The sequence below is a fragment of the Streptomyces sp. NPDC056222 genome (assembly GCF_042264065.1).
GTDB lineage: Bacteria > Actinomycetota > Actinomycetes > Streptomycetales > Streptomycetaceae > Streptomyces.
Window position 1 is genome coordinate 43,401 of record NZ_JBHJTL010000031.1, and the last position, 26,945, is coordinate 70,345.

Annotated in this window: 24 protein-coding genes and 1 pseudogene; 11 read left to right on the forward strand and 14 right to left on the reverse strand. The window is 72.1% G+C overall.

Annotation, left to right across the window (positions count from 1 at the left end; genetic code table 11):
* Positions 1–68: 68 nt before the first annotated feature.
* Positions 69–1,274, forward strand: a complete 1,206-nt coding sequence (gene rocD, locus ACFC0D_RS17075) for an ornithine--oxo-acid transaminase (protein ID WP_376435972.1) — start codon at positions 69–71, stop codon at positions 1,272–1,274.
* 86 nt (positions 1,275–1,360) lie between these two features.
* Here rocD and ACFC0D_RS17080 read toward each other — a convergent pair whose 3' ends face one another.
* The gene (locus ACFC0D_RS17080; RefSeq protein WP_376435974.1) at positions 1,361–2,542 is read right to left on the reverse strand and encodes a glutathionylspermidine synthase family protein; all 1,182 of its coding nucleotides are present in this window, start codon (positions 2,540–2,542) and stop codon (positions 1,361–1,363) included.
* Positions 2,543–2,561: 19 nt separating this feature from the next.
* On the reverse strand, positions 2,562–2,852 hold the full coding sequence (locus tag ACFC0D_RS17085) for a hypothetical protein (RefSeq protein WP_376435977.1): 291 nt from the start codon (positions 2,850–2,852) through the stop codon (positions 2,562–2,564).
* A 90-nt stretch (positions 2,853–2,942) separates the two neighbouring features.
* Between ACFC0D_RS17085 and ACFC0D_RS17090 the strand changes: the two genes are divergently transcribed.
* A complete protein-coding gene (locus tag ACFC0D_RS17090) occupies positions 2,943–3,791 on the forward strand; it encodes a hypothetical protein (RefSeq protein WP_376435980.1) in 849 nt (282 codons plus the stop codon).
* 10 nt (positions 3,792–3,801) lie between these two features.
* Here ACFC0D_RS17090 and ACFC0D_RS17095 read toward each other — a convergent pair whose 3' ends face one another.
* Entirely contained in the window at positions 3,802–5,217 is a 1,416-nt protein-coding gene (locus tag ACFC0D_RS17095) for a PLP-dependent aminotransferase family protein (protein ID WP_376435982.1), read from the reverse strand.
* A 41-nt stretch (positions 5,218–5,258) separates the two neighbouring features.
* On the opposite strand from ACFC0D_RS17095, the gene ACFC0D_RS17100 reads away from it, so the two are divergent.
* Both ACFC0D_RS17100 and ACFC0D_RS17105 read left to right on the forward strand, forming a co-directional pair.
* Positions 5,259–5,780 (forward strand): carboxymuconolactone decarboxylase family protein, encoded by a 522-nt coding sequence (locus tag ACFC0D_RS17100; protein WP_376435984.1) that lies wholly within the window; start codon positions 5,259–5,261, stop codon positions 5,778–5,780.
* Positions 5,777–6,520 (forward strand): isocitrate lyase/phosphoenolpyruvate mutase family protein, encoded by a 744-nt coding sequence (locus ACFC0D_RS17105; protein ID WP_376435987.1) that lies wholly within the window; start codon positions 5,777–5,779, stop codon positions 6,518–6,520. Before ACFC0D_RS17100 ends, ACFC0D_RS17105 begins: the two co-directional genes overlap by 4 nt.
* A 78-nt stretch (positions 6,521–6,598) precedes the next feature.
* Here the strand turns inward: ACFC0D_RS17105 and ACFC0D_RS17110 are convergent, their stop codons facing one another.
* The 4 genes from ACFC0D_RS17110 to ACFC0D_RS17125 form a co-directional block, all read right to left on the reverse strand.
* Positions 6,599–7,588, reverse strand: a complete 990-nt coding sequence (locus ACFC0D_RS17110) for a malate dehydrogenase (protein ID WP_376435990.1) — start codon at positions 7,586–7,588, stop codon at positions 6,599–6,601.
* Between the two features lie 253 nt (positions 7,589–7,841).
* Positions 7,842–8,828: a helix-turn-helix domain-containing protein gene (locus ACFC0D_RS17115; RefSeq protein WP_376435993.1), complete on the reverse strand. Its 987-nt coding sequence runs from the start codon at positions 8,826–8,828 to the stop codon at positions 7,842–7,844.
* Between the two features lie 252 nt (positions 8,829–9,080).
* Positions 9,081–9,659 carry a DUF3017 domain-containing protein gene (locus tag ACFC0D_RS17120; protein WP_376435995.1) on the reverse strand — a complete coding sequence of 193 codons (579 nt, stop codon included), beginning with the start codon at positions 9,657–9,659 and terminating at the stop codon, positions 9,081–9,083.
* Between the two features lie 2 nt (positions 9,660–9,661).
* Positions 9,662–10,522, reverse strand: coding sequence for a bifunctional methylenetetrahydrofolate dehydrogenase/methenyltetrahydrofolate cyclohydrolase (locus ACFC0D_RS17125; RefSeq protein ID WP_376435998.1), 861 nt, complete (start codon positions 10,520–10,522; stop codon positions 9,662–9,664).
* A gap of 245 nt (positions 10,523–10,767) precedes the next feature.
* Here ACFC0D_RS17125 and ACFC0D_RS17130 point away from each other — a divergent pair, with 245 nt between their 5' ends.
* Positions 10,768–11,400 carry a hypothetical protein gene (locus ACFC0D_RS17130; protein ID WP_376436000.1) on the forward strand — a complete coding sequence of 211 codons (633 nt, stop codon included), beginning with the start codon at positions 10,768–10,770 and terminating at the stop codon, positions 11,398–11,400.
* 69 nt (positions 11,401–11,469) lie between these two features.
* Here ACFC0D_RS17130 and ACFC0D_RS17135 read toward each other — a convergent pair whose 3' ends face one another.
* Complete coding sequence (locus ACFC0D_RS17135; RefSeq protein ID WP_376436003.1) at positions 11,470–12,921, reverse strand: DUF2079 domain-containing protein; 1,452 nt, start codon at positions 12,919–12,921, stop codon at positions 11,470–11,472.
* Positions 12,922–13,472: 551 nt separating this feature from the next.
* A complete protein-coding gene (locus ACFC0D_RS17140; RefSeq protein ID WP_376436006.1) occupies positions 13,473–14,630 on the reverse strand; it encodes an RNA-guided endonuclease InsQ/TnpB family protein in 1,158 nt (385 codons plus the stop codon).
* A 237-nt stretch (positions 14,631–14,867) separates the two neighbouring features.
* Between ACFC0D_RS17140 and ACFC0D_RS17145 the strand changes: the two genes are divergently transcribed.
* The 3 genes from ACFC0D_RS17145 to ACFC0D_RS17155 are packed head-to-tail and all read left to right on the forward strand — an operon-like array spanning position 14,868 to position 18,223.
* A complete protein-coding gene (locus ACFC0D_RS17145) occupies positions 14,868–16,214 on the forward strand; it encodes a hypothetical protein (protein WP_376436009.1) in 1,347 nt (448 codons plus the stop codon).
* A complete protein-coding gene (locus tag ACFC0D_RS17150; protein ID WP_376436011.1) occupies positions 16,207–16,896 on the forward strand; it encodes an ABC transporter ATP-binding protein in 690 nt (229 codons plus the stop codon). Before ACFC0D_RS17145 ends, ACFC0D_RS17150 begins: the two co-directional genes overlap by 8 nt.
* Positions 16,886–18,223 carry an ABC transporter permease gene (locus ACFC0D_RS17155; protein WP_376436014.1) on the forward strand — a complete coding sequence of 446 codons (1,338 nt, stop codon included), beginning with the start codon at positions 16,886–16,888 and terminating at the stop codon, positions 18,221–18,223. Before ACFC0D_RS17150 ends, ACFC0D_RS17155 begins: the two co-directional genes overlap by 11 nt.
* Positions 18,224–18,295: 72 nt before the next feature.
* On the opposite strand, the gene purH is transcribed toward ACFC0D_RS17155, so the two are convergent.
* Together purH and purN are read right to left on the reverse strand one after the other, a co-directional pair.
* Positions 18,296–19,858, reverse strand: a complete 1,563-nt coding sequence (gene purH / locus ACFC0D_RS17160) for a bifunctional phosphoribosylaminoimidazolecarboxamide formyltransferase/IMP cyclohydrolase (RefSeq protein ID WP_376436017.1) — start codon at positions 19,856–19,858, stop codon at positions 18,296–18,298.
* Positions 19,855–20,469, reverse strand: a complete 615-nt coding sequence (gene purN / locus ACFC0D_RS17165) for a phosphoribosylglycinamide formyltransferase (protein ID WP_376436019.1) — start codon at positions 20,467–20,469, stop codon at positions 19,855–19,857. Before purN ends, purH begins: the two co-directional genes overlap by 4 nt.
* Before the next feature lie 243 nt (positions 20,470–20,712).
* Between purN and ACFC0D_RS17170 the strand changes: the two genes are divergently transcribed.
* The gene (locus ACFC0D_RS17170; RefSeq protein WP_376436021.1) at positions 20,713–21,399 is read left to right on the forward strand and encodes a hypothetical protein; all 687 of its coding nucleotides are present in this window, start codon (positions 20,713–20,715) and stop codon (positions 21,397–21,399) included.
* 10 nt (positions 21,400–21,409) lie between these two features.
* Here the strand turns inward: ACFC0D_RS17170 and ACFC0D_RS17175 are convergent, their stop codons facing one another.
* Positions 21,410–22,963 carry a DUF6350 family protein gene (locus tag ACFC0D_RS17175; protein WP_376436024.1) on the reverse strand — a complete coding sequence of 518 codons (1,554 nt, stop codon included), beginning with the start codon at positions 22,961–22,963 and terminating at the stop codon, positions 21,410–21,412.
* 119 nt (positions 22,964–23,082) lie between these two features.
* Between ACFC0D_RS17175 and ACFC0D_RS17180 the strand changes: the two are divergent.
* Together ACFC0D_RS17180 and ACFC0D_RS17185 are read left to right on the forward strand one after the other, a co-directional pair.
* Positions 23,083–23,283, forward strand: a pseudogene (locus ACFC0D_RS17180) (helix-turn-helix transcriptional regulator); the annotation flags it as partial.
* A 567-nt stretch (positions 23,284–23,850) separates the two neighbouring features.
* The gene (locus ACFC0D_RS17185) at positions 23,851–24,711 is read left to right on the forward strand and encodes a sigma factor-like helix-turn-helix DNA-binding protein (RefSeq protein WP_376436065.1); all 861 of its coding nucleotides are present in this window, start codon (positions 23,851–23,853) and stop codon (positions 24,709–24,711) included.
* A gap of 107 nt (positions 24,712–24,818) precedes the next feature.
* Here the strand turns inward: ACFC0D_RS17185 and sucD are convergent, their stop codons facing one another.
* Both sucD and sucC read right to left on the reverse strand, forming a co-directional pair.
* A complete protein-coding gene (gene sucD, locus ACFC0D_RS17190) occupies positions 24,819–25,703 on the reverse strand; it encodes a succinate--CoA ligase subunit alpha (protein WP_376436026.1) in 885 nt (294 codons plus the stop codon).
* 19 nt (positions 25,704–25,722) lie between these two features.
* Positions 25,723–26,901, reverse strand: coding sequence for an ADP-forming succinate--CoA ligase subunit beta (gene sucC, locus ACFC0D_RS17195; protein ID WP_376436029.1), 1,179 nt, complete (start codon positions 26,899–26,901; stop codon positions 25,723–25,725).
* Positions 26,902–26,945 lie beyond the last annotated feature (44 nt).

Below are 26,945 nucleotides of genomic sequence, written 5' to 3' on the forward strand. Positions count from 1 at the left end.
CCGGCATCCGAGCGACGATAGAAAAAGGGGCCACACCCGCCCCAGCCCGCAGGACGAACGGAGATCCCGTGTCGAGAACGCAAGACGCGATCGCTTCCGCGGAGGCGCACAGCGCTCACAACTACCACCCCCTGCCCATCGTCGTCGCCTCGGCGGACGGGGCATGGATGACCGACGTCGAGGGCCGCCGCTACCTCGACATGCTCGCCGGGTACTCGGCACTCAACTTCGGGCACGGCAACCGGCGGCTGATCGATGCCGCGCGGGCGCAGCTGGAGCGGGTGACGCTCACGTCGAGAGCGTTCCACCACGACCGGTTCGCGGAGTTCTGTACGCAGCTCGCGGAGCTGTGCGGCAAGGAGATGGTCCTGCCGATGAACACCGGCGCGGAGGCCATCGAGACGGCGGTGAAGACCGCGCGGAAGTGGGGGTACGAGGTCAAGGGCGTGCCGGACGGGCACGCGAAGATCGTGGTCGCGGCGAACAACTTCCATGGCCGGACGACGACGATCGTGAGCTTCTCCACGGACCACGAGGCCCGTGACCACTACGGCCCGTACACCCCGGGTTTCGAGATCGTTCCGTACGGCGATCTGACGGCGATGGAGCGTGCGGTCACCGCGCACACCGTGGCGGTGCTCCTGGAGCCGATCCAGGGCGAGGCGGGGGTCCTGGTGCCGCCCGCCGGATATCTGCGCGGGGTGCGGGAGTTGACCCGTGAGCGGAACGTGCTGTTCATCGCGGACGAGATCCAGTCGGGCCTCGGCCGGACCGGGCGGACGTTCGCCTGCGAGCACGAGGGCGTGGTGCCGGACGTGTACGTCCTGGGCAAGGCGCTGGGCGGCGGTGTCGTCCCGGTCTCGGCGGTGGTCGCGGACCGTGCTGTGCTCGGGGTGTTCCGGCCCGGCGAGCACGGGTCGACGTTCGGCGGGAATCCGCTGGCGTGCGCGGTGGCGCTGGAGGTGATCGCGATGCTGCGGAGCGGGGAGTACCAGCAGCGGGCGGCCGAGCTGGGCGAGCATCTCCACGCCGAGCTGGGGCTGCTCGTGGGCGGGGGCGCCGTCGAGGCGGTGCGCGGGCGCGGGCTGTGGGCCGGTGTGGACATCGTGCCGTCCCGGGGCACGGGCCGGGAGATCTCGGAGAAGCTGATGGACCGGGGCGTGCTGGTGAAGGACACGCACGGTTCGACGATCCGGATCGCGCCGCCGCTGGTCATCAGCAAGGAGGATCTGGACTGGGGTCTGGAGCAGCTGCGGGCGGTGCTCTCGGAGTGACACGGCGCCCGCCCCGGCGGCGCGGGCGCCATCGTCGGCGGGGCGGGCCCATCGTCGGCGGAGCGGGCCCGTCGTCGGCGGAGCGCTCAGAGGATGACGTGCGGCAGGAAGCGGGCGTACTCGTCCGTGATCAGGCCCGCGGACTCGCGGATCCCGAGCCCCGCCGCCTCGTCCTCGACGACCCACGCGCCGAGCACGACACGGTTCCCGTCGAAGTCGGGCAGTGGGGCCAACTCCTGGTAGCAGCAGGGCTCCTCGCGCAGCACGGCCGGGGAGCCCTGCTCGTGGACGGTGACGCCCGCGCCCTCGCGGCCGAGCAGCGGCTTGGCGACGTAGCCGCCGGTCGCGGCCAGTTCGCGGGGGCCGTCGAGGTAGGCCGGCAGCAGATTCGGGTGGTCCGGGTAGAGCTCCCAGAGGATCGCGAGCAGCGCCTTGTTGGAGAGCAGCATCTTCCAGGCGGGTTCGATCCAGCAGGTCGTGCCCGTACCGCCGCCGTTGTCGAGGGTGTCCAGGACGTACGGGCCGAAGCGGTCGGTGGTCAGCCACTCCCACGGGTAGAGCTTGAAGCAGCTGCGGATGAAGCGGAGCCGGTCGTCCACGAACCGCCCCGAGAGCCGGTCCCAGCCGATCTGTTCGACCGACAGCGCCTGCGTGTCGAGCCCGGCCTGCTGGGCCGTCTCGCGCAGATACGCGACGGTCATCAGGTCCTCGCCGAGTTCGTCCCCGTCGGAGTGGACGAAGTGCAGGGGCCCGGGCGGCAGCAGCTTCGCCTGGCGCTTCCAGGCGTCGACGAGCCGCTCGTGGAGCGAGTTCCACTGGTCGGCGCCGGGGAAGCGCTCCTCCATCCAGAACCACTGCGGGCTGGCGGCCTCGACCAGGGAGGTCGGGGTGTCGGCGTTGTACTCCAGCATCTTGGCCGGGCCCGTGCCGTCGTAGCGGAGGTCGAACCGCCCGTAGAGGGAGGGCAGTTCGGCACGGCGGCGCCAGGACTCGGCGACGAGGGAGACGAGCCGGGGGTCGGTGAGACCAAGATCGGCGAAACGATCCTGCTCGACGATGTGCGCCGCCGCCGCCAGACACATGGCGTGCAGCTCCTCGACGACCTCCTCCAGCGCCTCGACCTCGGGCAGCGTGAAGGAGTAGTAGGCGCTCTCGTCCCAGTACGGGCGCAGGGAGTCGTCGGGGTAGCGGGTCAGGGGGTAGACGAGCCCCTGCTCCTCCACCGTCTGCTGCCACCCCGGCCGGGGGTCGATCGTGTGCCGCTGCATGTCGTACGGTCCGTCCCGCTCAGCCGCCGCCGGAACCGGAGCAGCCGAAGCCGCCGGTGTCGACGGCCGTCTTGTCGAAGCTGCCGCCGCTGACCCTGTTGTCGCTCACGCTGCCGCCGTAGTAGTACGAACCGCGCGTCGAGCTGCCACTACCGCTGCCACTGCTGCTCTCGCATTCGTAGCTCGGCAGTTTCTCCCGGGTCAGCGGGTCGACGCACCGCCGGTCCGGCTCGGAGCCGCAGGACGTGATCGTCGCCGCGAGCACCCCCATACCGCCGAGCACGACCGTGCTCGACCTCAGCCTGCGCATGTCAGTCCTTCCGATCGCGGGGTCAGCGACCGCACAGTTTAGGCCGCTGTCCGAACGCCCTCGCACTAGAGTCCCTTTGTGCTCTTGGGGATGATTTGTGCGCTCGGATCGTCGCTCTGTTTCGGCATGGCGTCGGTGTTGCAGGCGCTCGGCGCGCGGGCGGTGACGCCCGGGACGGGCGCCGGCGTCGACGTGGCACTGCAGTTGCGGGCGATGCGGCAGTGGCGATATCTGGCCGGGCTCTCCCTGGACGGGATCGGGTTCGGGCTGCAGATCGTCGCTCTGCTGACGCTGCCGATCTACATGGTGGGGGCGGCGCTCGCCGCGAGTCTGGCGGTCACGGCGGTGGCCGCCTCGTGGCTGCTCGAGGTCCGGCTGCACCGGATGGAGTGGGCGGCGGTGGGCGTGGTGTGCGCGGGGCTCGCGATGCTCGCCCTCGCCGCGGGCGACGAGGGCGAGCAGAGCTCGTCGGAGGCGCTGCGGTGGGCGATGCTCGCGGCGGCGTTCGGGGTGCTGGGGCTCGGCGCGGTCGCCGGACGGCTGCCCGGAAGGCCGCGGGCGCTGGCCCTCGGCCTCCTCGCGGGCTTCGGCTTCGGGGTGGTGGAGGTGGCCGTCCGGCTGATCGACAGCTGGGACCTCGCGAACCCCGCGGTGTACGCGCTGCTCCTGGGCGGCGGGACCGCGTACGTGCTGCTGACCTCGGCGCTCCAGAGGGGTTCGGTGACGACGGCGACGGCCGGCGCGGTCCTCGGCGAGACGATCGGCCCGGCGCTGGTGGGCGTGATCTGGCTGGGCGACCAGACGCGCGAGGGCCTGGGCTGGCTGGCGATCCTGGGCTTCACCGTCGCGGTGGCCGGCGCGCTGGTCCTGGCCCGCTTCGGCGAACCCCCGACCCCGGAGCCCGGACCGGAACCGTCGGGATCCCCGGCGGGCGGCTGACGGCTGGCCGTCAGGGCAGGACTCGGCACAGCGCCGCCAGGGCGCCCGCCCAGGCGCTGTCCGGAGGCGTGCCGTAACCGACGACCAGACCGTCCTGGGTCGTCGGGACGTCCGGGTGACGGAAGCGGTTGAGGCCGAAGAGTGCCAGGCCCTGCCACGCGGCGGAGCGCAGGACCGCGGGCTCGAGGCCCGGCGGGAGTTCCAGGACCGCGTGGAGGCCGGCCGCGATGCCGCTGACCCGGGTCTCCGGGGAGTGTGCGGCCACCGCCGCCACCAGCTCGTCGCGCCGCCGCCGGTAGCGCAGCCGCATCGCCCGGACATGCCGGTCGTAGGCGCCCGAGGCGAGGAACTCCGCGAAGGTCAGCTGCTCCAGCGAGCTGGACACCCAGTCCACCCGCCCCTTCGCCGCCACCACCTCGTCCACCAGACGCTCCGGCAGCACCATCCACGCCAGCCGCAGCCCGGGTGCCAGGGACTTGCTGGAGGTGCCCATGTAGACGACCCGCTCGGGGTCGAGGCCCTGGAGCGCGCCCACGGGCTGGCGGTCGTAGCGGAACTCCCCGTCGTAGTCGTCCTCCAGGACGAACCCGCCCGAGGCCCGCGCCCAGTCGATCGCCGCCACCCGCCGGTCGGGGTGGAGCGCGGCGCCGAGCGGGAACTGGTGGGCGGCCGTCATCAGCGCCGCGCCGACGCCCTTCATCTCGGCCAACCCCTCGGTCCTGGTGCCGAGTTCGTCGTACGGAAGGGCGGGCAGCCGCAGCCCGGCTCCGCGCAGCAGCTCCCAGTGCGCGTCGAGCCCGTACGACTCGACGGCCACCTCCCGCACGCGGCGGGCCCTCAGCACCTGCCCCATCAGCATCAGCCCGTGCACGAACCCGGCGCAGATCACGATCCGTTCCGGCCGCGCGTGGACGCCTCGCGCCCGGGCGAGGTACTCGGCGAGCACGGTGCGCAGTTCGATCCGGCCGCGCGGATCGCCGTAGCCGAACGCCTCGTGGGGCGCGGCCGTGAGCGCGCGCCGGGACGCCTTGAGCCATTCGGAGCGCGGGAAGGACGCCAGGTCGGGCGCGCCCGGCTTCAGGTCGTACGTCGGCCGGGCCGCGGCCGGCCTGGCCGCCGTCACCGGGGGCCGCGCGCCCGCCCCGGCCACCCGGCGCGGCACGGCCCGCTGGGCGACCCGCGTCCCGGAGCCCTGCCGGGCGGTCAGCCACCCCTCGGCGACCAGCTCGGCGTACGCGTCGGCGACGGTGTTGCGGGCCACGCCCAGGTCCGCCGCGAGCGAGCGGGAGGACGGCAGACGTACGCCCGCTTCCAGGCGCCCGCTGCGCACCGCCTCCCGCAGGGCGTCCATCAGCCCCGTCCGCAGACCCGTGCCCCGCAGCTCCAGATGGAGGTCGGTCCCAAAAGTGGCCCAGTCGTTCGCCATGGAAATGGACCATACTCCTGCGCCATCCCGGCCGTACGGTGATGACCATGACGACCACCACGACGAACGACACCGTGACGACCGAATACGCCCACGAGCACGCCCCCCGCCTCAACCTCGCCGAGCAGGTCCCGGAGTTCTACCGGGCGATGATCCGGCTGGAGCAGGCGGCCGCGAAGGACGTGGACCCGACCCTCTACCACCTGATCAAGATCCGGGCCTCGCAGATCAACCACTGCGCGTTCTGCATCGACATGCACGCCAAGGACGCGCTGGCGGAGGGCGAGTCGGTCGAGCGGATCGTCCAGCTGTCGGCGTGGGAGGAGTCGCGGCACTTCTACACCGAGCGCGAGCTGGCCGCGCTCGCGCTGACGGAGGCCGTCACCGTCCTCACCGACGGCTTCGTCCCCGACGAGGTGTACGCGAAGGCCGCGGCCCACTTCGACGCGACCGAACTCGCAAGGGTCATCGCCGCCATCACCGTCATCAACGCCTGGAACCGGATCGGCGTCAGCACCCGGCTGACGCCCGGCCACTACACCCCCGGGCAGTACGCCAAGTGACCCCCTCGTCCCCCGCCGACGTACTGCGTGCCCTCCACTCCGGGCGCTCGGCGGACGATCCGCTGGTCGTGCCGGGTCCGTGGGACGCGGCCAGCGCGCGCGTCTTCGAGGAGGCCGGCTTCCCGACGCTCGCCACACCGAGCGCGGGGATCGCCGCCTCCCTCGGGTACGAGGACGGCGAGACCCCGCCCGAGGAGATGTTCGCGGCCGTGGCGAGGGTCGTGCGGGCCGTCTCCGTACCGGTCACGGCCGATCTGGAGGACGGCTACGGCCTGGCTCCGAAGGAGCTCGTGGCGCGGGTCCTGGAGACCGGGGCGGCCGGGGTGAACCTGGAGGACACCAGCCGCTCCGGCCGGCTCAAGGACCCGCGGGAGCACGCCGCCTGGCTCGCGGAGGTACGGGCGGAGGCCGGGCCGCGGCTCTTCCTGAACGCGCGCGTGGACACCTATGTGCGCGGGGTGGACGATCCGGCCGCCGCGATCGAGCGGGCGCGGCTCTACACGGAGGCGGGCGCGGACTGCGTGTACCCGATCAAGGCGCCCGCGGCCCATCTCCCGCTGCTGCGCGCCGGGATCGACGCACCGCTCAACGTGCTGGCCCTGCCCGACGGGCCGTCGCCCGCCGGGCTCGGGCGGCTGGGCGCGGCCCGGATCACCTTCGGCCACGGCCTGTTGCTGCGCACCCTGCGGGGCGTCGCGGAACTGGCGGGAGAGCTGTCCGGGTTCGGACGCCCTGCGTGACGGGGCCGAGCGCCGTGGACACGACTCCGCCCCCGGTCGCGGACGACCGGGGGCGGAGAGGGAACAGCCGGCTCAGGCTCAGATGAGGCCGAGCTCGCGGACCGCGTCGCGCTCCTCGGCCAGCTCCTGGACCGAGGCGTCGATGCGGGCGCGGGAGAACTCGTTGATGTCCAGGCCCTGGACGATCTCGTACTTTCCGTCCGTGCAGGTGACGGGGAACGAGGAGATCAGGCCCTCCGGGACGCCGTAGGAGCCGTCCGACGGGATGCCCATGGAGGTCCAGTCGCCCGCGGCGGTGCCGTTGACCCAGGTGTGGACGTGGTCGATCGCGGCGTTGGCGGCCGAGGCGGCCGAGGACGCGCCACGGGCCTCGATGATCGCGGCGCCGCGCTTGGCGACGGTCGGGATGAAGGTGTCGGCCAGCCACTGCTCGTCGTTGACGACCTCGGCGGCGTTCTTGCCGGCGATCTCCGCGTGGAAGATGTCCGGGTACTGGGTCGCCGAGTGGTTGCCCCAGATGGTGAGGCGCTTGATGTCCTCGACGGACGCGCCGGTCTTGGCCGCCAGCTGCGAGAGCGCGCGGTTGTGGTCCAGGCGGGTCATCGCGGTGAAGCGCTCGGCCGGGACGTCCGGGGCCGAGGCCTGGGCGATCAGGGCGTTGGTGTTGGCCGGGTTGCCGACGACGAGGACCTTGATGTCGTCCGCGGCGTGGTCGTTGATGGCCTTGCCCTGCGGCTTGAAGATGCCGCCGTTGGCGGCGAGCAGGTCGCCGCGCTCCATGCCCTTGGTGCGCGGGCGGGCGCCGACGAGCAGGGCCACGTTCGCGCCCTCGAAGCCCTTGTTCGGGTCGTCGAAGATGTCGATGCCCTTGAGCAGCGGGAAGGCGCAGTCGTCGAGCTCCATGGCGGTGCCCTCGGCGGCCTTGACGCCCTGCGGGATCTCGAGGAGGCGCAGCTTGACCGGCACGTCCGCGCCGAGCAGGTGGCCGGAGGCGATGCGGAAGAGCAGCGCGTAGCCGATCTGGCCGGCCGCGCCGGTGACGGTGACATTCACGGGAGTGCGGGTCATGGCGATCTCCGTAAGACAGCTGGCGGTGGGGGTCCCTGCCCCTGATGCTGGACATCTCCCCTGATCGACGATCGATCGGTCGACCCGATGTCTCGACGTGAAGAGATATCCAGCGGTCAGGCTATCCGACCCGGGACCCGCTCAACCCCCACCCCCTTGTGGTCCGGCTCACTGCCACCCGACTGCCTTCGCACCGCGCCGCGGCGCGGTCACCGCTCGCCCGGCACCCCCGCCGCGCCGGGCCGCGGCGCCGTCACCCCTCGCCGGTGCACTCCTTCGCCCCGCTCTTCAGCGTCGCGCAGGCCGTCGCGTCCGTGCCCTTGGCCACGGCGACCATCGGCGTGTACGCGTCGGCGTCGGCGTCCACCACCGCGTTCTGGCTGGTACCGGCGGCGGTGATGCGGACGGTGTCGCCGGGGCCCGCCCCGGTGATCCGCGCCCAGGCGGCGCCGCACGTCCTGCTGTACCTCACCTCCACCTGGCCGGCGGTGCCGACCCGGGCGCGGGAGACGGTGGTGGCGAAGGTGCCGCCGCAGCCCATCGCCTCCGGGTCCTGGCCCGCGCAGCCGGCTCCGGCGCATTTCACCCCTGCGGGGAGGGTGGTGCTGGGCGGTGCGCTCGGGGTCGCGGTGGGCGTGCCGCCGGCCTTCTTCCCGTCGTCGCCGGTGGAGCGGCCCCCGAGGTCGGTGAGGAGGACGGCCGCGGCGATGACGAGCAGGGCGCCGAGGACGCCGGTCAGGATCAGGGCGGCGCGGCGGGGGCGTGAGGCCCCGGACGGCTGCCGGGGCGGCGCCGCGGCAGGTGGCGCCGGTCCGACGGGGGCGGCGGTGCGCCGGGCGGGCGGCGGGCCGCCGTCGCTTCCGCCCCTGGTCTCCGTCGAGGCGTTCGCGCCGGAGGGGCCGGGATCCCCGAGGGCGGCGCGCGCCTGCGAGATCCGCAGGGCCTCCATGGTCAGGTCGCGGCGCAGTTCGGAGCGGCTCCAGGCACGCTCGGCGAGCTCCCACATCGTCGTGAGATGACCGGTGTCGGTGCCGGTCACCTCGGCGAGCGCGACGACGGCGCCCCGGGGCGCGAGGAGCCGTCCGTTGAGATACCGCTCCCATGAGGTCTTGCTGTAGCCGGTGCGGTCCGCGACGGCGGCGATGCTCAGTCCGCTGCGGTCGATCAGGCGCCGTAGTTGACTCGCGAACTCGCGTATCTGTGGGTCGAGTTCGTCCGGCAACGCTTTCCAGCGAGGCATGCGCGTTCCCCCCTTGTCCTCCTTTGTGTCCCCCTAGAAGGATGCTCCGGGCCAGGATGGCAGTTCCCGGGGCAGGAGCGCACGGGTGCATACGAATCGGGCGTGCGCCCCCGGGGCGTAGCGGAATGGTCACTTCCGTGCCACAAGGCGCTGACGAACCTTGAACCACATTGGCACGTACATGACGCTCGAACGCAGGCGGCGCCCGTCCTCCCTCGGGGGAGAGGACGGGCGCCGCCGTTCCGTCGGGGGCTAGGTGACCGTGAGGTGGAGGACATCCTCCAGGAACGGGATCCTGAGCCAGGGGTTCGGCTGCACCATGAGCGCCAGCAGCACGATGAGCCCGCCCATGACCCCGTACGTGACCATGTCGGTGAACCGCGACCGTACGGCGAGCATCCCGACGGACGGCAGCGCGCGCCGCAGCCCCGCGCCGGTGAGCAGCGCGACGCCGACGAGCATCGTGCCGACCCGGAACGACTGCGCGAAGAAATCCGTCCCGACGATGAACAGTCCCAGCGCGGTCAGCCCGAGCACGGTCAGCAGCGGCCACTGCCGCGCCGGCGCGGGCGCCCCGACGGGAGCGGCCCGACCGCCGCCCTCGGGCCGCGCGGTGTCCGTCGTCATGGCGGGCGGACGCCGCGACCGCCCGGGGGCGGTCGCGGAGGCGTCCTTGGCGGACGGCTCGGCGGGGTCCTCGACGGGGGCTGCGGACTCGGCGGAGGCGTCCGGCACCTCGCCCTCCGTCCAGCCCTCGATCCGGCCCGCGTCCACGTCCTCGCCCGGGTCCTCGGCGCCCGCGGCGCCCTTGGCGCTCACGCGCGAGGTCATCGTCAGAGCGCCGCGGCCGCGCGCTCCGCGGCCTCGACGACGTTGACCAGGAGCTGCGCACGGGTCATCGGGCCCACACCGCCGGGGTTCGGCGAGATCCAGGCCGCGACCTCGGAGACACCGGGGTCGACATCGCCGAGGATCTTGCCCTCGCCGTTGCGCGAGACACCGACGTCGAGCACGGCGGCGCCCGGCTTCACGTCCTCGGCCTTGATCAGGTGCGGTACACCGGCCGCGGCGACGATGATGTCGGCCCGCCGCAGATGCGCCGCCAGGTCACGCGTACCGGTGTGGCACTGCGTCACCGTCGCGTTCTCCGAGCGCCGGGTCAGCAGCAGCGGCATCGGGCGCCCGATGGTGACACCGCGCCCCACGACCACGACCTCCGCGCCGTTGATCTCCACGCCGTGCTCGCGCAGCAGCTGGATGATGCCGTACGGGGTGCAGGGCAGCGGCGCCGGCTCGTTCAGCACGAGACGGCCGAGGTTCATCGGGTGCAGACCGTCGGCGTCCTTGGCCGGGTCCATCAGCTCCAGGATGCGGTTCTCGTCGATGCCCTTGGGGAGCGGGAGTTGGACGATGTACCCGGTGCACGCCGGGTCCTCGTTGAGCTCGCGTACGACCGCCTCGATCTCGTCCTGGGTGGCGGTGGCGGGCAGCTCACGCTGGATGGAGGCGATGCCGACCTGCGCGCAGTCGCGGTGCTTGCCCGCGACGTACTTCTGGCTGCCCGGGTCGTCGCCGACCAGGATCGTGCCGAGGCCGGGCGTGACGCCCTTCTCCTCGAGGGCCGCCACACGGGCGGTCAGGTCGGACTTGATCGCGGCTGCGGTGGCCTTGCCATCGAGAATCTGGGCGCTCATGGCCCCATCCTCCCGGATGACCCCTCGCTTGTTCCAATTCGGCCGTACGCCGCCCCGCGCCGAGCGAACGGAGAGGTTGCACTTGCACAACTCCCGGCATTCCGACTGGACAAAAAGTCGATGCTACGACGACGATGACCGCGCAGTGCCGCGGGCAGTGCCGGGGGGCAAATCACTCAAAAGCTGTGAGAAGTACCTCCGCGCGGGCCGCGTCGTCCCCGCACAACCCACGGAGGAAACCCGCGATGAGCTTCGGCGAACCGAACAACCCCTACGGCCAGCCGCAGGGACAGCAGCCCGGATACGGTCAGCCGCAGGGCCAGCAGCCCGGCTACGGCTACCCGCAGCAGGCTCCGCAGGGTGTGCCCCCGCAGCAGTACGGCTACCCGCAGGCGCCGCCGGTCCAGCAGCCGTACGGCGTGGGCGGTTACCCGGGCGCGGCCATGGAGATGCCGGGCGGGGTGAAGGCCGTGCGCGTGATGCTCTGGATCCTCGGCATCCTGCAGGCCCTCTTCGGCGTTCTCGCCATGGTGGCCAGCAGCTGGTTCGCCGAGCAGATGGCCAGCTCCGGCGAGCTGGACGCCCAGGGCCAGGACGCCGTCGACGCCCTCGCCGTGATGATGGTCGTCTTCGGCGTCATCGGCCTGGCGTTCGGCGTGTGGGCCATCGTCATGGCCGCGAAGATCAAGTCCGGTGGAAACGGCATCCGCATCTCCGGCATCGTCTACGGCTCCCTCGTGACCCTGGGCAGTGTCGTCAACCTGATCGGCATGAACCCGTTCGCCCTGGTCAGCCTCGCGATGGGCGTCCTGATCATCGTCTTCCTCGCCAAGACCGAAGGCGCGGCCTGGTTCAAGCGCAACACGGCGCAGTACTGATCCACTCACGCGAAGGGGCCCGGTTCCACCAGGAACCGGGCCCCTTCGCGTACGTACACGCCAGATACGTCACACGCGGCGCAGCACCGCGAACTGTCCCGCCCGCGTCGCCACCTCGTACCGCGCCTCCGGATGCAGCGACGCCGCCAGCTGGACCGGGTCCGTCACCGGCTGCGACCAGCCCGAGTCGAGGTCGAGGGCGAGGTAGTCGGGGCTGACGCCCTTCGCGCCGCCCACCCAGTAGACGGTGCGGTCCGCCGTGAGGTGGGCCATCAGCGTCACGTTGGTCTCCACGCTCGCCCCCTCCGGGACCGCGTCCACCGCACGCCTCGCGTCCAGCGTCCGGCTGTCCGTGGCGTACGTCTCGGAGCGGAGCAGCTCCCGCAGCGGGAGCTCCAGGGCGATCACGATCGAGACGGCCGTGACGACGGGGACGGCGACCTTCCCGTACGCGACGAGCCAGCCGCGCGGCGAGGTGCGGACGGCGCGCACGGCGTCGACGAGCGCGAGGAAGACGACCGGCATCAGGATGGCGCTGTAGTGCCAGATCATCCCCCAGTGGTTCGGATCCTGGGAGAGGAAGCGCCAGCCGAGCGTCGGCAGCACGAGCAGCATCAGCGGGGAGCGCAGGGCGAGGAAGCCGGTGATGCCGACGAGGAAGAAGAGCATCTCCCACTTGACGTCGGAGCCGAGCGACGAGAGCACGGCGTGCGCGAAGGAGACGTCGGCCCCTTCGTTCGACTTCTCGATCTTGGCCCAGTAGTCGTACTGGCCGACCCGGCTCGCCGCGGGGATCAGGACCAGGACCGTCAGGGCGAAGAAGGCGGTGCCGAAGGCGGCCACGGCGGCACCGAGGCGCTTCTGCCCCCGCACGAAGAGGACCGCGCCGACCATGGCGACGGTGAGCCCCATGTCCTCCTTGACCAGGACGAGGGGGACGGACCAGGCGACGGCGGCGGTCCAGCGCCCCAGGAGCAGGGCCCGGCAGGTCAGCGCGAGGAGCGGGACGGCGAACGCGATCTCGTGGAAGTCGGACTTGACCGCTTCCTGGAGGCCCCAGGACAGGCCGTAGGCCACGGTGAGGCCGAGGCCGGCCGCGCGGCTGCCGAGCACCTGCTGCGCGGTGCGGCCGACGACGACGGCGGAGGCGGCGAAGAGCGCGGCCTGCGCGAAGAGAAGGGCGAGCGGGGAGGACCAGATCCAGTACAGCGGCGCGAGAAGTGCGGTGACCGGACTGAAGTGGTCCCCGAGTATGAGGAAGCCCGGGCCCTTGATGTCGACGACCGGCGCCCGGAACTCGGCGTAGGCCCTGACGGACTGGTTGAAGATCCCGAGGTCCCAGGAGGGCGTACGGAACTGCTCGTACTGCACCCAGGAGTAGAGGAAGTACAGCGCGCAGAGCACGGCCGCCACGAGGACGTACGGCCGCAGGGGCGCTTCGGAGGGACTGTCGTCCGGCGGTCCGGCGCCGGTCTCCGGGGCGGACGTCTCCGCCGCCGCCCCGTTCTGTACATCCAACACCGCGCCCCCACCTAGCAGCCGCCGACAAAAGAGCAACCCATTAGACCAGAGAGGGCGCGACCGACGGAATAACCGGTCAAACCCGCACGGAAGGGGAAACCCGGAAGGAAGGATCAAGAGAGTGTGACGCGCGTCATATCTACCGGAGTTGGAATTCGCCACTCCACTACCACACCTCCCCCACCTGTCTGCGATTCCCACTGGCAGCATGGGGCGCATCTACGCGATCACAGATTCGTCACCAGCGGAATCATGCGATCACGCTGCGATATTTCAGCCACGTCTCCACGACGCTGGCCCGAACTCGTCCTGCGGAGCAGAAAAGATTCCGTCCGACGGCCGCAATCGCTGTGCAAGCTTCCTCGACCGGCACAACGGCAAGACCGGTTTCTCCCACTCACGGCACGTGAAAGGAAGAGCACATGCTGACATCCTCCCGGCCCTGAAGGGCCGGGGTTCCAGGTCGGCCCTAGCGGGCCTCCGTGGGTGGTTCCTGCTTCATCGCCCAACGCCCCCGCTAGGGAGGGTCTTACCCGGGCTCCACAGGCGTTTTACTTCTCGGCGAGTCCCGCCGCGAAGATTCTGCGCCCTTCGGCGCGTAGGTTGCGTTCCGCGTTCTCGTCGCGGTCATGGACGGCTCCGCAAGAGCAGGTCCAGCGCCGGACCTTCAGCCCTTCCAGGCCCTTGGGTCCGGTGAGCGCACCGCAGCCCGGTGCGGAACAAAGCTGGGTGGAGGGGAACCAGCGGCCGACCTTGACGAAGATGCGCCCGTACCTCACGCATTTGGCTTCGAGGACGCGGGCGAACATGCCCAACGACTGATCGTGCACACTCTTGGCGCGCCTGCCCTTGCGGGTGCCCATACCCTTCACGTTCAGGTCCTCCACGTAGACCGCTTGGCTCTCGCGGACTATCCGGGTGGTTTCCTGCTCGATGAAGTCGCGCCGCTGATCCGCGATACGCGCATGGACTTTCGCTACAGCCAGCTTGGCCTTCCGCCGGTTCACAGATCCCTTCTCGCAGCGCGACAGCTTCCGCTGCGCACGCTTGAGCTTCTTCTCCTGACGGCGGAAGAACTTCGGCGTGGTGATCTTCCGGCCCCGCAGTACCGCGTACGTGGACAGGCCCAGGTCGATACCGGTCTCGGTCTCCTCCATATCCAGCTCGGGCAGAGGCTCGGTCTCGGTCTCCACCACGAACGAGGCGAAGTACCTTCCCGCCGCGTCCTTGATGACCGTGACCGAGCTGGGCTCCGACGGCAGAGGCCGCGACCAGCGAACGGCGATGTCTCCGACCTTCGCGATGAACAGCCGTCCGTTCTCCCGCAGGATGAACCCGTTGCGGGTGAACCGCACCGACTGGCGGCCCGACTTTTTCTTCATGCGAGGCGGGGCGACCTTCGGGCCCTGCCGCAGCCCACGCCGGGAGGCGAAGAAGTTCCGGTACGCGGTATGCAGGTCCTGCAACGACTGCACGAGGGAGACCGAAGAGACTTCCTTCAGCCACTCCCGCTCGGGTGTCTTCTTCCCGGCCGTGATGACCATCTTCTGAAGGCTCACGTCCGAGATGTAGGGCTCGCCGTTTCTCCACGCCTCCCGGCGCAGGCGCAGCCCGTCGTTGTAGACCACACGGGCGCACCCGAAGGTGCGGGCGAGCATGAGCTGCTGCTCGCCGGTCGGATAGATCCGCTCGTTGTAGCGCAGCTTCATAACTCACCTCCCCGGCACGGTCGTTGATCAACTCCGTGGACGTTACCACTACAGGTTGACAATAGGTAAACCGAGGCTGCTGCTTCGCCTGCGGCCCCGGTACCGGGCTAACCCCGCCCTGAAGGACGGGGCTTGCGCCCTGAGGAGGATCGGTCAAGAACGAGGCCGACCTCGTCGCCTATCAGGAAATCCTGACCGAGGCTCAGAAGAAAGCCCAGAAGATGCTGGAGTCCTGAGGTGGAGATCAGCGGCGGGAGCCGCGCCTCGGACGAGGGTTCCGTCGGCGGCGAGGTGGTCCCCGGCCCGCGGCGCCGCTGGGGCCGGGTCGCGGCCACGGCCGGAGTCGTCGTCGCGCTGGCGGCGAGCGGCGGCGCCTGGCTCGCCGCCTCCGAGGCCCGTACGCCCGAACAGCGCGCCGCCTCGGCCGCCGCCCCGCCGCGCTCCGGCGTCACCGTGCCCGCGGAGGCGGGCCCCCTTGTCGACCGCAGGACCTGGGAGGGCACGCTGACCCGCAGCAGCAACCTGGTCGTGCGCGGCCCCGAGTCGAGCGAGGGCGCGGCCCGGCAGGTCGTGACCCGGCTCTCCCTGAAACCGGGCGGGAAGCTCGCCAACGGGTCGCTCGGGGCGGAGGTCTCCGGCCGTCCGCTGTTCCTTCTCGAAGGGGCGTTCCCGGCCTATCGCGATCTCGGCGAGGGAATGCAGGGCCCTGATGTGCGCCAACTCCAGCAGGCATTGGGGCAGCTGTACGGAACCCCCGCCACCGGCACGTTCGACGACCGCACGGCCCGGGACCTGAAGCGGCTGTACCGGAGCGCGGGATACCGGCCTCTGCCGGGGGCCGAGGGTGGATCCGCCGACGGCACGGGCGGGACGGGCGGCAGGACGGGCGGGAGCGGGGCGGACGGTGGGCTCGTCGGCGGGACCGGAGGCGGCACCGCTGCGAGCTCCGGCTCGGAGGGATCGGGCGGGTCCGACGGGACCGCCGGGACCCCGCCGCCCCGTACCCGGACCGTCGTCACCCTCCCCATGGCCGAGGTCGTCTTCATGGGCTCGCTCCCGGCGACGGTCGGCGAGGTCTCCGGCCGGGTCGGCGTGAACGCCTCGGAGCCCCTCTTCACCGTGACCGGTGGCCGCTGGCAGATCAAGGTCCCGGTGTCGGACACGGCCCTGCCCGACTTCACCTCCCTCCCCCAGGGCACGCGCGCGAAGGTCACCGGCGACCGGCTCGGCGGGGCCGTGCTCCGGAGCTCGTACGAGAGGGTGTCGACCGGAAGCCCCCGCCACGCGTACTTCGATGTCACCGGAGCGGTGCCGGACACGGCGCTCGGCAGCCCGGTGAAGGTCGAGGCGGTCCGCCGCAGCAGCTCGCCCGACTCCCTGATCGTGCCCGTCTCCGCGCTCTGGACCGACCCGGCCGGGCTCGTCTCGGTCACCGTCGTCCAGGGCGACCGGCGCCGGCACGTACCGGTCGACGTCGGTCTCACGGTCCGCGGCCGCGCGGCGGTCACCGGCGACGACCCCGCGCTCGCGAAGGGCGCCCAGCTGCTCGTCGGGTACGCGTACCGGGAGGCGGGCCTTGGCTGACGGATCCGTACCCGGGCAGCGGGTGGTGATCTCGATGCGCGGAGTCTCCAAGACCTATCCGGCCGTCACGCCGGTGACCGCGCTCAGGGACGCGACGCTGGAGATCCGTACCGGCGAGATGGTCGCCGTCACCGGGCCCTCCGGCTCCGGCAAGTCGACCCTCCTCAACATCCTGGGCCTCCTCGACACCGCCACGGGCGGCACCTACGCCATGGACGGCGTCGACGTCCGCACGCTCGGCGAGCGGGAGCGGACCCGGCTGCGGGCGACCCGGCTCGGGTTCGTCTTCCAGTCGTTCCATCTGGTGCCGTACCTGAACTGTCTGCGCAATGTGCAGCTGCCGCTGGTGCATACGCGCCACCCGCGCGCCGACCGCCGGGAGCGCGCCGAGCGGGCGCTGCGGTCGGTCGGGCTCGGCCACCGGATCTCGGCGCGCCCCACGACGCTCTCCGGCGGCGAACGGCAGCGGGTCGCCCTGGCCAGGGCAGTCGTGCACGAGCCGTCGGTGCTGCTCTGCGACGAGCCGACCGGGAACCTGGACTCGGCCAACACCGACCAGGTGATGACCTTGCTGCGGGGACTCGTCACCCCGGAACGCACGGTCGTCGTCGTGACCCACGAGCGGGACGTGGCGGAGCGGGCCGACCGCGAACTGAGGGTCGTGGACGGACATGTGGTCTGAGCGGCCCGGAAAGCAGGAGCAGAAGCGGACCGGCAGGAGGAAGCGGGAGCGCACCGGGAATCAGGAGCGGACCGGCAGGAGGAAGCGGGAGCGGACCGGGACCGCGTTCACGGACATCGTCGTCCAGGCGGTGCATGCCGTCCTCGGGCGCCGGCTGCGCTCCGTCCTGACGGTCCTCGGCATAGCGCTCGGCATCGCCGCCGCGCTGGCGACCACCGGCATCACGGCGAGCGCCGCGGACGCCGTGTCCGGCCGCTTCGACGCGCTGAAGGCGACCGCCGTGACCGTCCGCTTCCACAACGAGGCGGCGCGGCCGACGACCGCGGCGGCGGTACGGGCGCGGAAACTGAACGGCGTACGGTCGGCCGGGCTGCTCTGCACCGCCGACGAACGCCCGACGGTCTCGGCCCTCGGCCCCGGATACGACTGGGCGACACCACAGGAGCTGCGCGTCCTGGCCGCCGACGAGGGCGCCCTCGCGGCCCTCGGTGTCACCGCCCGTTCCGGGCGGCTGCCGGACGCGGGGCACATGGCACGCGGCGACGCGGTGGCGCTGGTGGACACGGTGGCCGCCAAGGCGCTCGGCCTGGACGCGCTCCTCGAACAGACCCCGGAGGCGGCCCCCTCGGTCCATCTCGCCGGCCGGCCCTTCACCGTGATCGGCACCTTCCGGGCCCCGGCCGGGGAGGCCCGGCTGACCGGCAGCGTGATCGTCCCGTACACCTCCTGCGCGACGGACGGCGGAGTCCTGAACCGCCCCCAACAGGCAGCCGGGAGCGATCACTTGGTCTTCGGCGCAACCGAGGCGGTCCTGCGCACCGAACTGGGCGCCGCCCAGCAGGTCGGCCTGGAGGCCCCGCTGGCGCTCCACCCGGAGGGCCCCGACCGGCTCGCGGCCATCGTCCCGGCCGATCTCGGGACCTTCCGCGGCGGGGTGGAGAGCGAGACGCGGGCCCTGTTCCTCGGGCTGGCCGGGGTGTCCCTGCTGATCGGCGCGCTCGGCGTCAGCAACACCACGTACGTCTCCGTGGTCGAGCGCCGCTCCGAGATCGGACTGCGCCGTGCGGTCGGCGCCGGCCGGGCGGCGGTCTCCGCCCAATTCCTCGTGGAGTGCGGGCTCTTGGGGCTGGTGGGCGGAGTGCTGGGGACGGCCGTCGGGGTGGATGTGACGGCGGGTACGGCGCTGGCGAAGGGCTGGCTGGTGGTCCTCGACCCCCGGCTCACCGCCGCCGGGCCACTGCTCGGCCTCGCGGTGGGCATGGTGGCCGGGGTGTACCCGGCGCTCGCGGCGTCCCGCATCGCGCCCGCGGAGACCCTGCGCGGCTGAGGTTCCCGTACGACGGAAAAGACGGCGCCCCCTGCCACAGGGGGCGCCGTCCTCGTATCAGTGGAAGGAGTATCAGTGGAAGAAGTGGCGCGTGCCCGTGAAGTACATCGTCACGCCCGCCTTCTTCGCGGCCTCGACGACCTGCTCGTCCCGCACCGATCCACCCGGCTGCACGACCGCCTTGACGCCGGCCGCCGTGAGGATCTCCAGGCCGTCCGGGAACGGGAAGAACGCGTCCGACGCGGCGTACGAGCCGCGCGCCCGCTCCTCGCCCGCGCGCTCGACCGCGAGCTTCGCGGAGTCGACGCGGTTGACCTGGCCCATGCCGACGCCGACCGAGGCGCCGTCCTTGGAGAGCAGGATCGCGTTGGACTTGACCGCGCGGCAGGCCTTCCAGGCGAAGGCGAGCTCGGCCAGCTCGTCGGCGGACAGGGCGTCGCCCGTCGCCAGGGTCCAGTTCGCCGGGTCGTCGCCCTCGGCCTGGAGACGGTCCGTGACCTGCAGGAGCGCGCCGCCGTCGATCGGCTTGACCTCGACCGGGTTGGCCGGGGCGCCCTCGGCCCGCAGGACGCGGATGTTCTTCTTCTTCGCGAGGATCTCGACGGCACCGTCCTCGTAGCCGGGGGCGACGACGACCTCGGTGAAGATCTCGGCGACCTGCTCGGCCATCGCGACGGAGACCGGACGGTTGACGGCGATCACGCCGCCGAACGCGGAGAGCGGGTCGCAGGCGTGCGCCTTGCGGTGCGCCTCGGCGACGTCCGCGCCGACGGCGATGCCGCACGGGTTGGCGTGCTTGATGATCGCGACGCAGGGCTCGGTGTGGTCGTACGCGGCCCGGCGCGCGGCGTCGGTGTCCGTGTAGTTGTTGTACGACATCTCCTTGCCGTGCAGCTGCTCGGCGTCGGCCAGGCCGCCGGTGCCGTCGACGTAGAGCGCGGCGCCCTGGTGCGGGTTCTCGCCGTAGCGCAGCACGTTGGAGCGCTCGTAGGTGGCGCCCAGGAAGTCGGGGAAGCCGGAGTCGTCGGCGGCGGCGTAGTCGTCGGCGAACCAGGAGGCCACGGCCACGTCGTACGCGGCGGTGTGCTGGAAGGCCTCGGCCGCCAGGCGCTTGCGCGTGGTCAGGTCGAAGCCGCCGCCCTGGGCAGCCGCGAGGACGTCGGCGTACCGCGCCGGGCTCGTGACCACGGCCACGGAGGGGTGGTTCTTGGCGGCGGCGCGGACCATCGACGGGCCGCCGATGTCGATCTGCTCGACGCACTCGTCGGGAGTGGCGCCGGAGGCGACGGTCTCCTTGAACGGGTAGAGGTTCACGATCACCAGGTCGAAGGGCTCGACGCCCAGCTCGGCGAGCTGGTTGCGGTGGTCCTCCAGGCGCAGGTCGGCGAGGATGCCGGCGTGCACGCGCGGGTGGAGCGTCTTGACGCGGCCGTCCAGGCACTCGGGGAAGCCGGTGAGCTCCTCGACCTTGGTGACCGGGACGCCGGCCGCGGCGATCTTCGAGGCGGTGGAGCCGGTGGAGACGAGGGAGACACCCGCCTCGTGCAGGCCGCGGGCCAGCTCCTCAAGGCCGGTCTTGTCGTAGACGCTGACGAGTGCGCGGCGGATGGGGCGCTTCGTACCTTCGGCGGTCACGGGATTGTTACCTTTCGTCCCTCAATGCGGTAGCCGTGCCGGGCCAGACGCCCCACGACCTCGACGAGCAGCGAGCGCTCGACTTCCTTGATGCGCTCATGGAGAGCGTCTTCATCGTCCTCGTCCCGGACCTCGACCACGCCCTGGGCGATGATCGGGCCGGTGTCGACGCCGTCGTCGACGAGGTGGACGGTGCATCCGGTGACCTTCGCGCCGTACGCGAGTGCGTCCCGCACTCCATGGGCACCGGGAAAGCTGGGCAGCAGCGCCGGGTGGGTGTTGACGACCCGACCGCCGAAGCGGGCGAGGAACTCCTTGCCGACGATCTTCATGAAGCCGGCCGAGACCACGAGGTCGGGCTCGTACGCGGCGGTGGCCTCGGTCAGGGCGCGGTCCCACTCCTCGCGGGTCGCGTGGTCCTTCACCTTGCACACGAAGGTGGGCAGTCCGGCGCGCTCGGCGCGCTCCAGGCCGGCGATGTGGTCGCGGTCCGCACCGACGGCGACGATCTCCGCCCCGTACCCCTCGGGGTCGGCGGCGATGGCGTCGAGCAGGGCCTGGAGGTTGGTGCCGGACCCGGAGACCAGGACGACGAGGCGGGCGGCGGCCACTCGGTCACTCTTTCCGTGGTGTTTGTACGGTCGCACAAAGGAATCGTGCCTCCGAATACGGGGAACCCTACGAAGGGCCCGACCGTCAGCAACGATACCGGCACACCGGACGGCCCCCACGGGACGGGGGCGTGGCCGGGGGGTAGCGTCAGGGTTCGACGACACTAGAGACACCAGTTGACACGGCAGTTGAAACAGCAGTTGAGACAGCAGTTGCGACGACAGAGGGAAGACGTTCAGCAGATGCCGGAACGCCAGTCCACGGACGACAACAATCCGTTCGCGCCGCCGCCCGAGGGGCAGCCGGACCAGCCGTGGCAGCCACGGCGGCCGGAGGGCTCGGACGACGACGCGTCGTCCGGCGGCTCCGGAGGCTCGGGCGGCTCGGGCTCGGGCGGCTCCCGAGGCCGCTGGAGCAGCCGCCAGCCGGGCCGCTCCTCCGACGGCTTCGGCCGCCGCCCCGACCGCCAGGGAGGCCTGGAGCAGGGCCAGGGGCCGAATCCGAAGTGGGACCCGACGGACCCCGCGCAGCGGCGGGCACGGTACGCGCTGCTCGCGGGCATGTGGGCCTTCTTCTTCGCCATCTTCGAGATCCGGGAGCTGGCGCTGCTCCTGGGCGCGCTCGCCCTGTACTGGGCGATCAGCGCGCTGCGCGCCAAGCCCAAGGCGCCGCCCTCGGACCCCTCCACGCCGCCGGCACCGGCCACCCCGGCCACCGGCCTCCCGGCGCGCGCACAGCGCACGGCGGCCATCAGCGGCCTGGTCGCGGCGGTGCTCTCGCTGCTGATCGTCGCGGGCGGTTTCACCATGCAGCTCGTGTACCGCGACTTCTACACCTGCGCCGACGACGCCCTGACCAAGTCCGGCCAGCTGGCCTGCAACGACCTGCTGCCGGAGCCGCTGCGCGAGGTCTTCGGGGTGCAGGAGTAGACAGGACCGCCTAGTCCTCGCGGGGCGCCGGATGGTGCGCCTCCGGCGCCGGGGACAGCTCCGGCGCCGGGGGTGACTCCGGCGCCATCGGCGTCTCCGGGGCCATGGGCGTCTCCGGGGCCATGGGCGTCTCCGGGGCCATGGGCGTCTCCGAGGCCGGCTGGGACGGCGGTGGGGGCGGCGGGGTCTGTTCCCAGGCCGCCGGGAGGTAGCCGTACGGCTCGAACCCGCCCTCGTCGTCCTCCTCCTCGGCGAGCGGCTCAGGTACGGACGCCGGCACGGCCACGGGCTTGGGTGCGCACGCGGGGGCGGCGACGGACGCGAGCGGTACGGGCTCCGGCACGACCGCGCGCTCCGGCTTCGAGCCGCGCCGCATCCAGACCCGTACACCCAGGGCCGCCGGCACTCCCAGCGCCGCGCACCACAGCACCGCCGCCGCCCCCGTCTGCCACCACACCGGGCCGAACGCCGACAGCCGGCCCACCCCGAGGGGGCCGCCCGCGAGCGCCGCGAGGAGCGTCACCGCCGCACCGCACGCCCAGGTCGCGACCAGTGCCGTCAGCGCCGCCTCCCGGCCCGTCCAGGTCCGCGCCGAACGCCCCACGGCCCCGCCCAGGAGCAGCACCGCGACGAGCGGGACGACGGCGGCGGCCCAGTGCGGCCAGGTGCCGGGGCCCTGCGCCGGCAGGGCGGCGAGCAGCGGGAAGGGCGGAACGGCGGCGGTTCCCGTGAGGCCGAGCGGCGTCGCCGAGGCACCCGCGCCGAGCGCGAACCCGGGCCCGAGACCGTACGACGCGCCCCACACGGCCGCGTTCGGCAGCAGCGTGGCGGCCAGGAGCAGGACCGAGACCTGCCCCGTCCACTCCCCCGCGAGCCCGGCGAACGACTGCTGTGCCCCACTCGCGTGCCAGACCAGCGAGACCCCGAACAGCGCCGCGCCTCCCCCGAACAGAGCAACGAGCGCCGTCCCGGCCGCCCGCAGCGCCACGGTCGCGTGTTCCTGTTCCGGCAGGGGCCGCCCGTTGGCCGTCCAGACGCCCAGGCCCGCCGCGGCGGCGGCCGTCACGGGCAGCCAAAGGGCTGCGGTCAGCGGGTCCGCCGGGAGCGGACCGCTCGCCGCGTAGACCACGACACCGGCCGCGACCAGCAGATATCCCCCGCACACCGCGGTCATCGCGCCGCCCGTGGAGAGCCTGGGCCCGCCCCCGGCCGACTCCAGGGTGTCCCGTGCGGCCCGGTGCGCGAGCCAGCCCGGCAGGGCCATGAGCAGCAGCGGGGTGACACCGAGGGGCGCGGGCACCCCGGTGAGGGTCTCCGCGCGGACGAGATCCACTCCGTGGGCGAGCAGCCACAGCCCGGCGACCGTGTGCAGGGCCTCGCCGGGCCCGCTGTCGGGGTACGGCGAGCTGATCCATGCCGCCATGACCAGTACGGCCAGCGCGCCGAGCCCGAGCCCGGCCGCGACCCCGCCCCGTCCGACGGCGGTCGCCAGCGCGGCGGAGCGGCCGCCCCGGACCCGTGGATCGGCCGTCGACAAGGGGGTGTGCTCGGTCAGGTGGGTCACGCGCCCATGCTCCCAACGACACGCGCTTTTCACGCGTAACAGGCAAACCGCCGTTGTGTCGCTCAAGATACGTTTATGTACTTTTCCGCCCGGAGTAGCTCTGCGGGAGGTAGTCGCCCATGAGTCCGTCGAGTCGGGATACAGCCGATTCCCTCTCGCTGCCGTCTCCGAAGGAGCGGCGCCGATTGCGTGAGGCCCTGGGCCTGAGCGAGGAATACGTGGCCGACGCGATGGGCGTCACACGGACCACGCTCCGTTCCTGGGAAACCGGCCGCACGGAGCCACGCGGCCGAAAGCGAGAGGCGTACGCCAAGCTCCTGAGCGCCCCCGAGGGCGCTGTCACGCCCCCGAACACCCCACTTGCGTCACCCACACCGACCCCTGTGCGGACCGCAGGCGAGACGGAGCCGGGAATCGCCCCCGAGGCCGACGCCGGCTCGACGCCCCAGCCCGGGCCGGGGACGAGCGCCGATACCGCCTCCCCACCGAGGCCCGCGCCGGTGCCGGGTACGGACTACGGGGTCGCCGCCCCGTCCGAGGCCGGACCCCGACCCGAGGCCGCGTCCGGGCCGGGAACGGGGCCCCAGGCGTCGCCCGAGTCCAGGGACGACACGGCTGGTCCGGGAACGGGGTCCGGCGTCGGCGGCCGCGCCAACCGGCGGGCCACGCCCGCCCGGGCCTCAGAAACTCCCAGGCCCGGCAAGCCCGCCGCGGCGCCCGCCGCGCCGCCGGCGAGTACCCGCCCCAAGGCCGCGGCCAAGCGGGCCGCCAAGCCTCCCAGGACCCCGGCGCCCGCCGGACCCGGCCTCGGCTTCGGACGGAGGCCCTCCCGGCCCGTCCGGTCCGGCGCCCCCGCCACCCGATACCCCCAGGAGCGGCAGAAACCGGTGGAGACCCTCCTCGCACCCGAGCCACCCGCGCCCCCGGCCACACCCCCGGTGGAGCCCACCCTCACAGCCGAGGAGGCCTTCGACGCGCTCTACGCGTACGCGGCTCCCGGTCTCGTCCATCAGACGTACCTGCTGACCGGCCGTCGTCTGCTCTCCCAGGAGTCCGTCGAACGCGCCTTCCACCAGGCCTGGGAGAACTGGCCCGAGGTCGCGGTGGACCGCGACCCCGTCGGCTGGGTGCGGGCCGCCGCGTACGAGTACGCGCTCTCCCCCTGGCACCGTTTCCGCCGCGCCCACAAGCACCCCGACGCGCCGCCCATCGAGGCCGGGCGCCGGGCCCTGCTCGCGGCCCTGCTCGAACTGCCGCCGCCGTACCGCCGTACCGTCCTGCTCTACGACGGCCTCGGCCTCGACCTGCCCGAGACGGCGGCCGAGACCGAGGCGAGCACCCCCGCAGCCGCCAACCGGCTGCTGCACGCCCGTACGGTCATCGGGCAGCGCGTGCCCGAGCTCGCCGACCCCGACGCCCTGCACGAGCGGCTGGGTGCCCTGGCCACCGAGGCGCCGACGGCGAGGCTCGCGGAGGCCGAGAGCGTACGGTCGGGCAGCGAGCGGCGCTCCCGGCTGTGGACACGGGCGGTGGTCGGTGTGACGGCGGCGCTCATCGGCGTGACGGCCTTCACGGCCGCGACCGCGCCGACGCAGTACCTGCCGGTGAACCACCCGGGCGAGACCGTCAACGGCGTTCCGGTCCGCGGCGGCTCGCAGAAGCTCACCTCGGAGGACAAGCAGCTGCGCGACAAGCTGCGCTCACAGCCGCACCACGGTCCGGAACGGCTGATCCCCGAGCCCGAGTAGCCGCAGGAGCCCGTGGGCGCCGAGGCGTCGGCGCAGACGCGAGCGGGCCCCGCCCCTCCCGGTTTCCCGGGAGGCGCGGGGCCCACCTGTGCGGTTCAGACGGTGCTTCAGCCCGCGAGGATCGCGCGCGCCAGCTTGGCCGTCTCGGTCGGCGTCTTGCCGACCTTGACGCCCGCGGCCTCGAGGGCCTCCTTCTTCGCCTGGGCGGTGCCGGAGGAGCCGGAGACGATGGCGCCGGCGTGGCCCATGGTCTTGCCCTCGGGCGCGGTGAAGCCCGCGACGTAGCCGACGACCGGCTTGGTGACGTTCTTCGCGATGAAGTCCGCCGCACGCTCCTCGGCGTCGCCGCCGATCTCGCCGATCATGACGATCAGGTCGGTCTCGGGGTCGGCCTCGAACGCCGCGAGGGCGTCGATGTGCGTCGTGCCGATGACCGGGTCGCCACCGATGCCGACGGCGGACGAGAAGCCGATGTCACGGAGCTCGTACATCATCTGGTACGTCAGCGTGCCGGACTTCGAGACCAGGCCGATGCGGCCCGGCTTCGTGATGTCGCCCGGGATGATGCCGGCGTTGGACTGGCCCGGGGTGATGAGACCGGGGCAGTTCGGGCCGATGATGCGGGTCTTGTTGCCCTTCGACTGCGCGTACGCCCAGAAGGCGGCGGAGTCGTGGACGGCGATGCCCTCGGTGATGACGACGGCCAGCGGGATCTCGGCGTCGATCGCCTCGACCACGGCGGCCTTGGCGAAGGCCGGCGGGACGAAGAGGACGGAGACGTTGGCGCCCGTCTTCTCCATCGCCTCGGCGACGGAGCCGAAGACCGGGACCTCGGTGCCGTCGAAGTCGACGGACGTGCCGGCCTTGCGCGGGTTCACGCCACCGACGATGTTGGTGCCGTCGCCCAGCATGAGCTTGGTGTGCTTCATGCCCGTGGCACCGGTCATGCCCTGGACGATGACCTTGCTGTCCTTGGTCAGGAAGATAGCCATGGTGTTCTGACCTCGTCCCTTACTTCGCAGCCGCGAGCTCGGCGGCCTTGTCGGCCGCGCCGTCCATGGTGTCCACACGCTGCACGAGCGGGTGGTTCGCGTCCGACAGGATCTTGCGACCCAGCTCCGCGTTGTTGCCGTCGAGGCGCACGACCAGCGGCTTGGTGACCTCTTCGCCCTTGGAGGCGAGGAGCTCCAGGGCCTGGACGATGCCGTTGGCGACCTCGTCACAGGCGGTGATGCCACCGAAGACGTTGACGAACACGGACTTGACGTCCGGGTCGCCCAGGATGATCTCCAGGCCGTTCGCCATGACCTCGGCGGAGGCGCCGCCGCCGATGTCGAGGAAGTTGGCCGGCTTCACGCCGCCGTGGTTCTCACCGGCGTACGCGACGACGTCCAGGGTCGACATGACCAGGCCGGCGCCGTTGCCGATGATGCCGACCTCGCCGTCGAGCTTGACGTAGTTGAGGTTCTTGGCCTTGGCGGCAGCCTCGAGCGGGTTGGCTGCGGCCTTGTCCTCGAGCGCCTCGTGCTCGGGCTGACGGAAGTCGGCGTTCTCGTCGAGAGACACCTTGCCGTCCAGCGCCAGGATGTCGCCGGAGGCGACCTTGGCCAGCGGGTTGACCTCGACGAGGAGCGCGTCCTCGGCGACGAAGGTCTTCCACAGGGTCACGAGGACCTCGGCGACCTTCTCGGCAACCTCGGCCGGGAACTGCGCCAGGGCCACGATCTCGCGGGCCTTCTCGATGTCGACACCGGTGTTGGAGTCGACCGGCACCTTCGCCAGCTTCTCGGGGGTCGTCGCTGCGACCTCCTCGATGTCCATGCCACCGGCGACGGACGCCATGGCGAGGAAGGTGCGGTTGGTGCGGTCGAGGAGGTACGAGACGTAGTACTCCTCGAGGATCTCCGGAGCGGTCTCCGCGATCATCACCTTGTGGACCGTGTGGCCCTTGATGTCCATCCCGAGGATGTCCGTCGCGCGGGCGACGGCCTCGTCCGGGGTGGCGGCCAGCTTCACGCCGCCGGCCTTGCCGCGGCCGCCGACCTTCACCTGCGCCTTGACGACCGACTTGCCGCCAAGACGCTCGGTGGCCTCGCGCGCCGCCTCAGGCGTGTCGATGACTTCACCGGCCAGCACCGGTACACCGTGCTTGGCGAAGAGGTCCCTCGCCTGGTACTCGAACAGGTCCACGCGCGTCCGTCCCTTTTCTGATGATCGCGGTTCGTTGTCTGCGT

What these genes read in the sequence shown, in the direction of transcription:
- ACFC0D_RS17155 (WP_376436014.1), top strand. Translation starts at nt 16,886, where the DNA reads ATGTGGTCTGAGCGGCCCGGAAAGCAGGAGCAGAAGCGGACCGGCAGG.
- ACFC0D_RS17125 (WP_376435998.1), bottom strand. Translation starts at nt 10,522, where the DNA reads ATGAGCGCCCAGATTCTCGATGGCAAGGCCACCGCAGCCGCGATCAAG.
- ACFC0D_RS17090 (WP_376435980.1), top strand. Translation starts at nt 2,943, where the DNA reads ATGATTTGTGCGCTCGGATCGTCGCTCTGTTTCGGCATGGCGTCGGTG.
- ACFC0D_RS17130 (WP_376436000.1), top strand. Translation starts at nt 10,768, where the DNA reads ATGAGCTTCGGCGAACCGAACAACCCCTACGGCCAGCCGCAGGGACAG.
- ACFC0D_RS17120 (WP_376435995.1), bottom strand. Translation starts at nt 9,659, where the DNA reads ATGACCTCGCGCGTGAGCGCCAAGGGCGCCGCGGGCGCCGAGGACCCG.
- ACFC0D_RS17080 (WP_376435974.1), bottom strand. Translation starts at nt 2,542, where the DNA reads ATGCAGCGGCACACGATCGACCCCCGGCCGGGGTGGCAGCAGACGGTG.
- ACFC0D_RS17140 (WP_376436006.1), bottom strand. Translation starts at nt 14,630, where the DNA reads ATGAAGCTGCGCTACAACGAGCGGATCTATCCGACCGGCGAGCAGCAG.
- ACFC0D_RS17095 (WP_376435982.1), bottom strand. Translation starts at nt 5,217, where the DNA reads ATGGCGAACGACTGGGCCACTTTTGGGACCGACCTCCATCTGGAGCTG.
- ACFC0D_RS17110 (WP_376435990.1), bottom strand. Translation starts at nt 7,588, where the DNA reads ATGACCCGCACTCCCGTGAATGTCACCGTCACCGGCGCGGCCGGCCAG.
- ACFC0D_RS17170 (WP_376436021.1), top strand. Translation starts at nt 20,713, where the DNA reads ATGCCGGAACGCCAGTCCACGGACGACAACAATCCGTTCGCGCCGCCG.
- sucD (WP_376436026.1), bottom strand. Translation starts at nt 25,703, where the DNA reads ATGGCTATCTTCCTGACCAAGGACAGCAAGGTCATCGTCCAGGGCATG.
- ACFC0D_RS17085 (WP_376435977.1), bottom strand. Translation starts at nt 2,852, where the DNA reads ATGCGCAGGCTGAGGTCGAGCACGGTCGTGCTCGGCGGTATGGGGGTG.
- ACFC0D_RS17100 (WP_376435984.1), top strand. Translation starts at nt 5,259, where the DNA reads ATGACCATGACGACCACCACGACGAACGACACCGTGACGACCGAATAC.
- ACFC0D_RS17115 (WP_376435993.1), bottom strand. Translation starts at nt 8,828, where the DNA reads ATGCCTCGCTGGAAAGCGTTGCCGGACGAACTCGACCCACAGATACGC.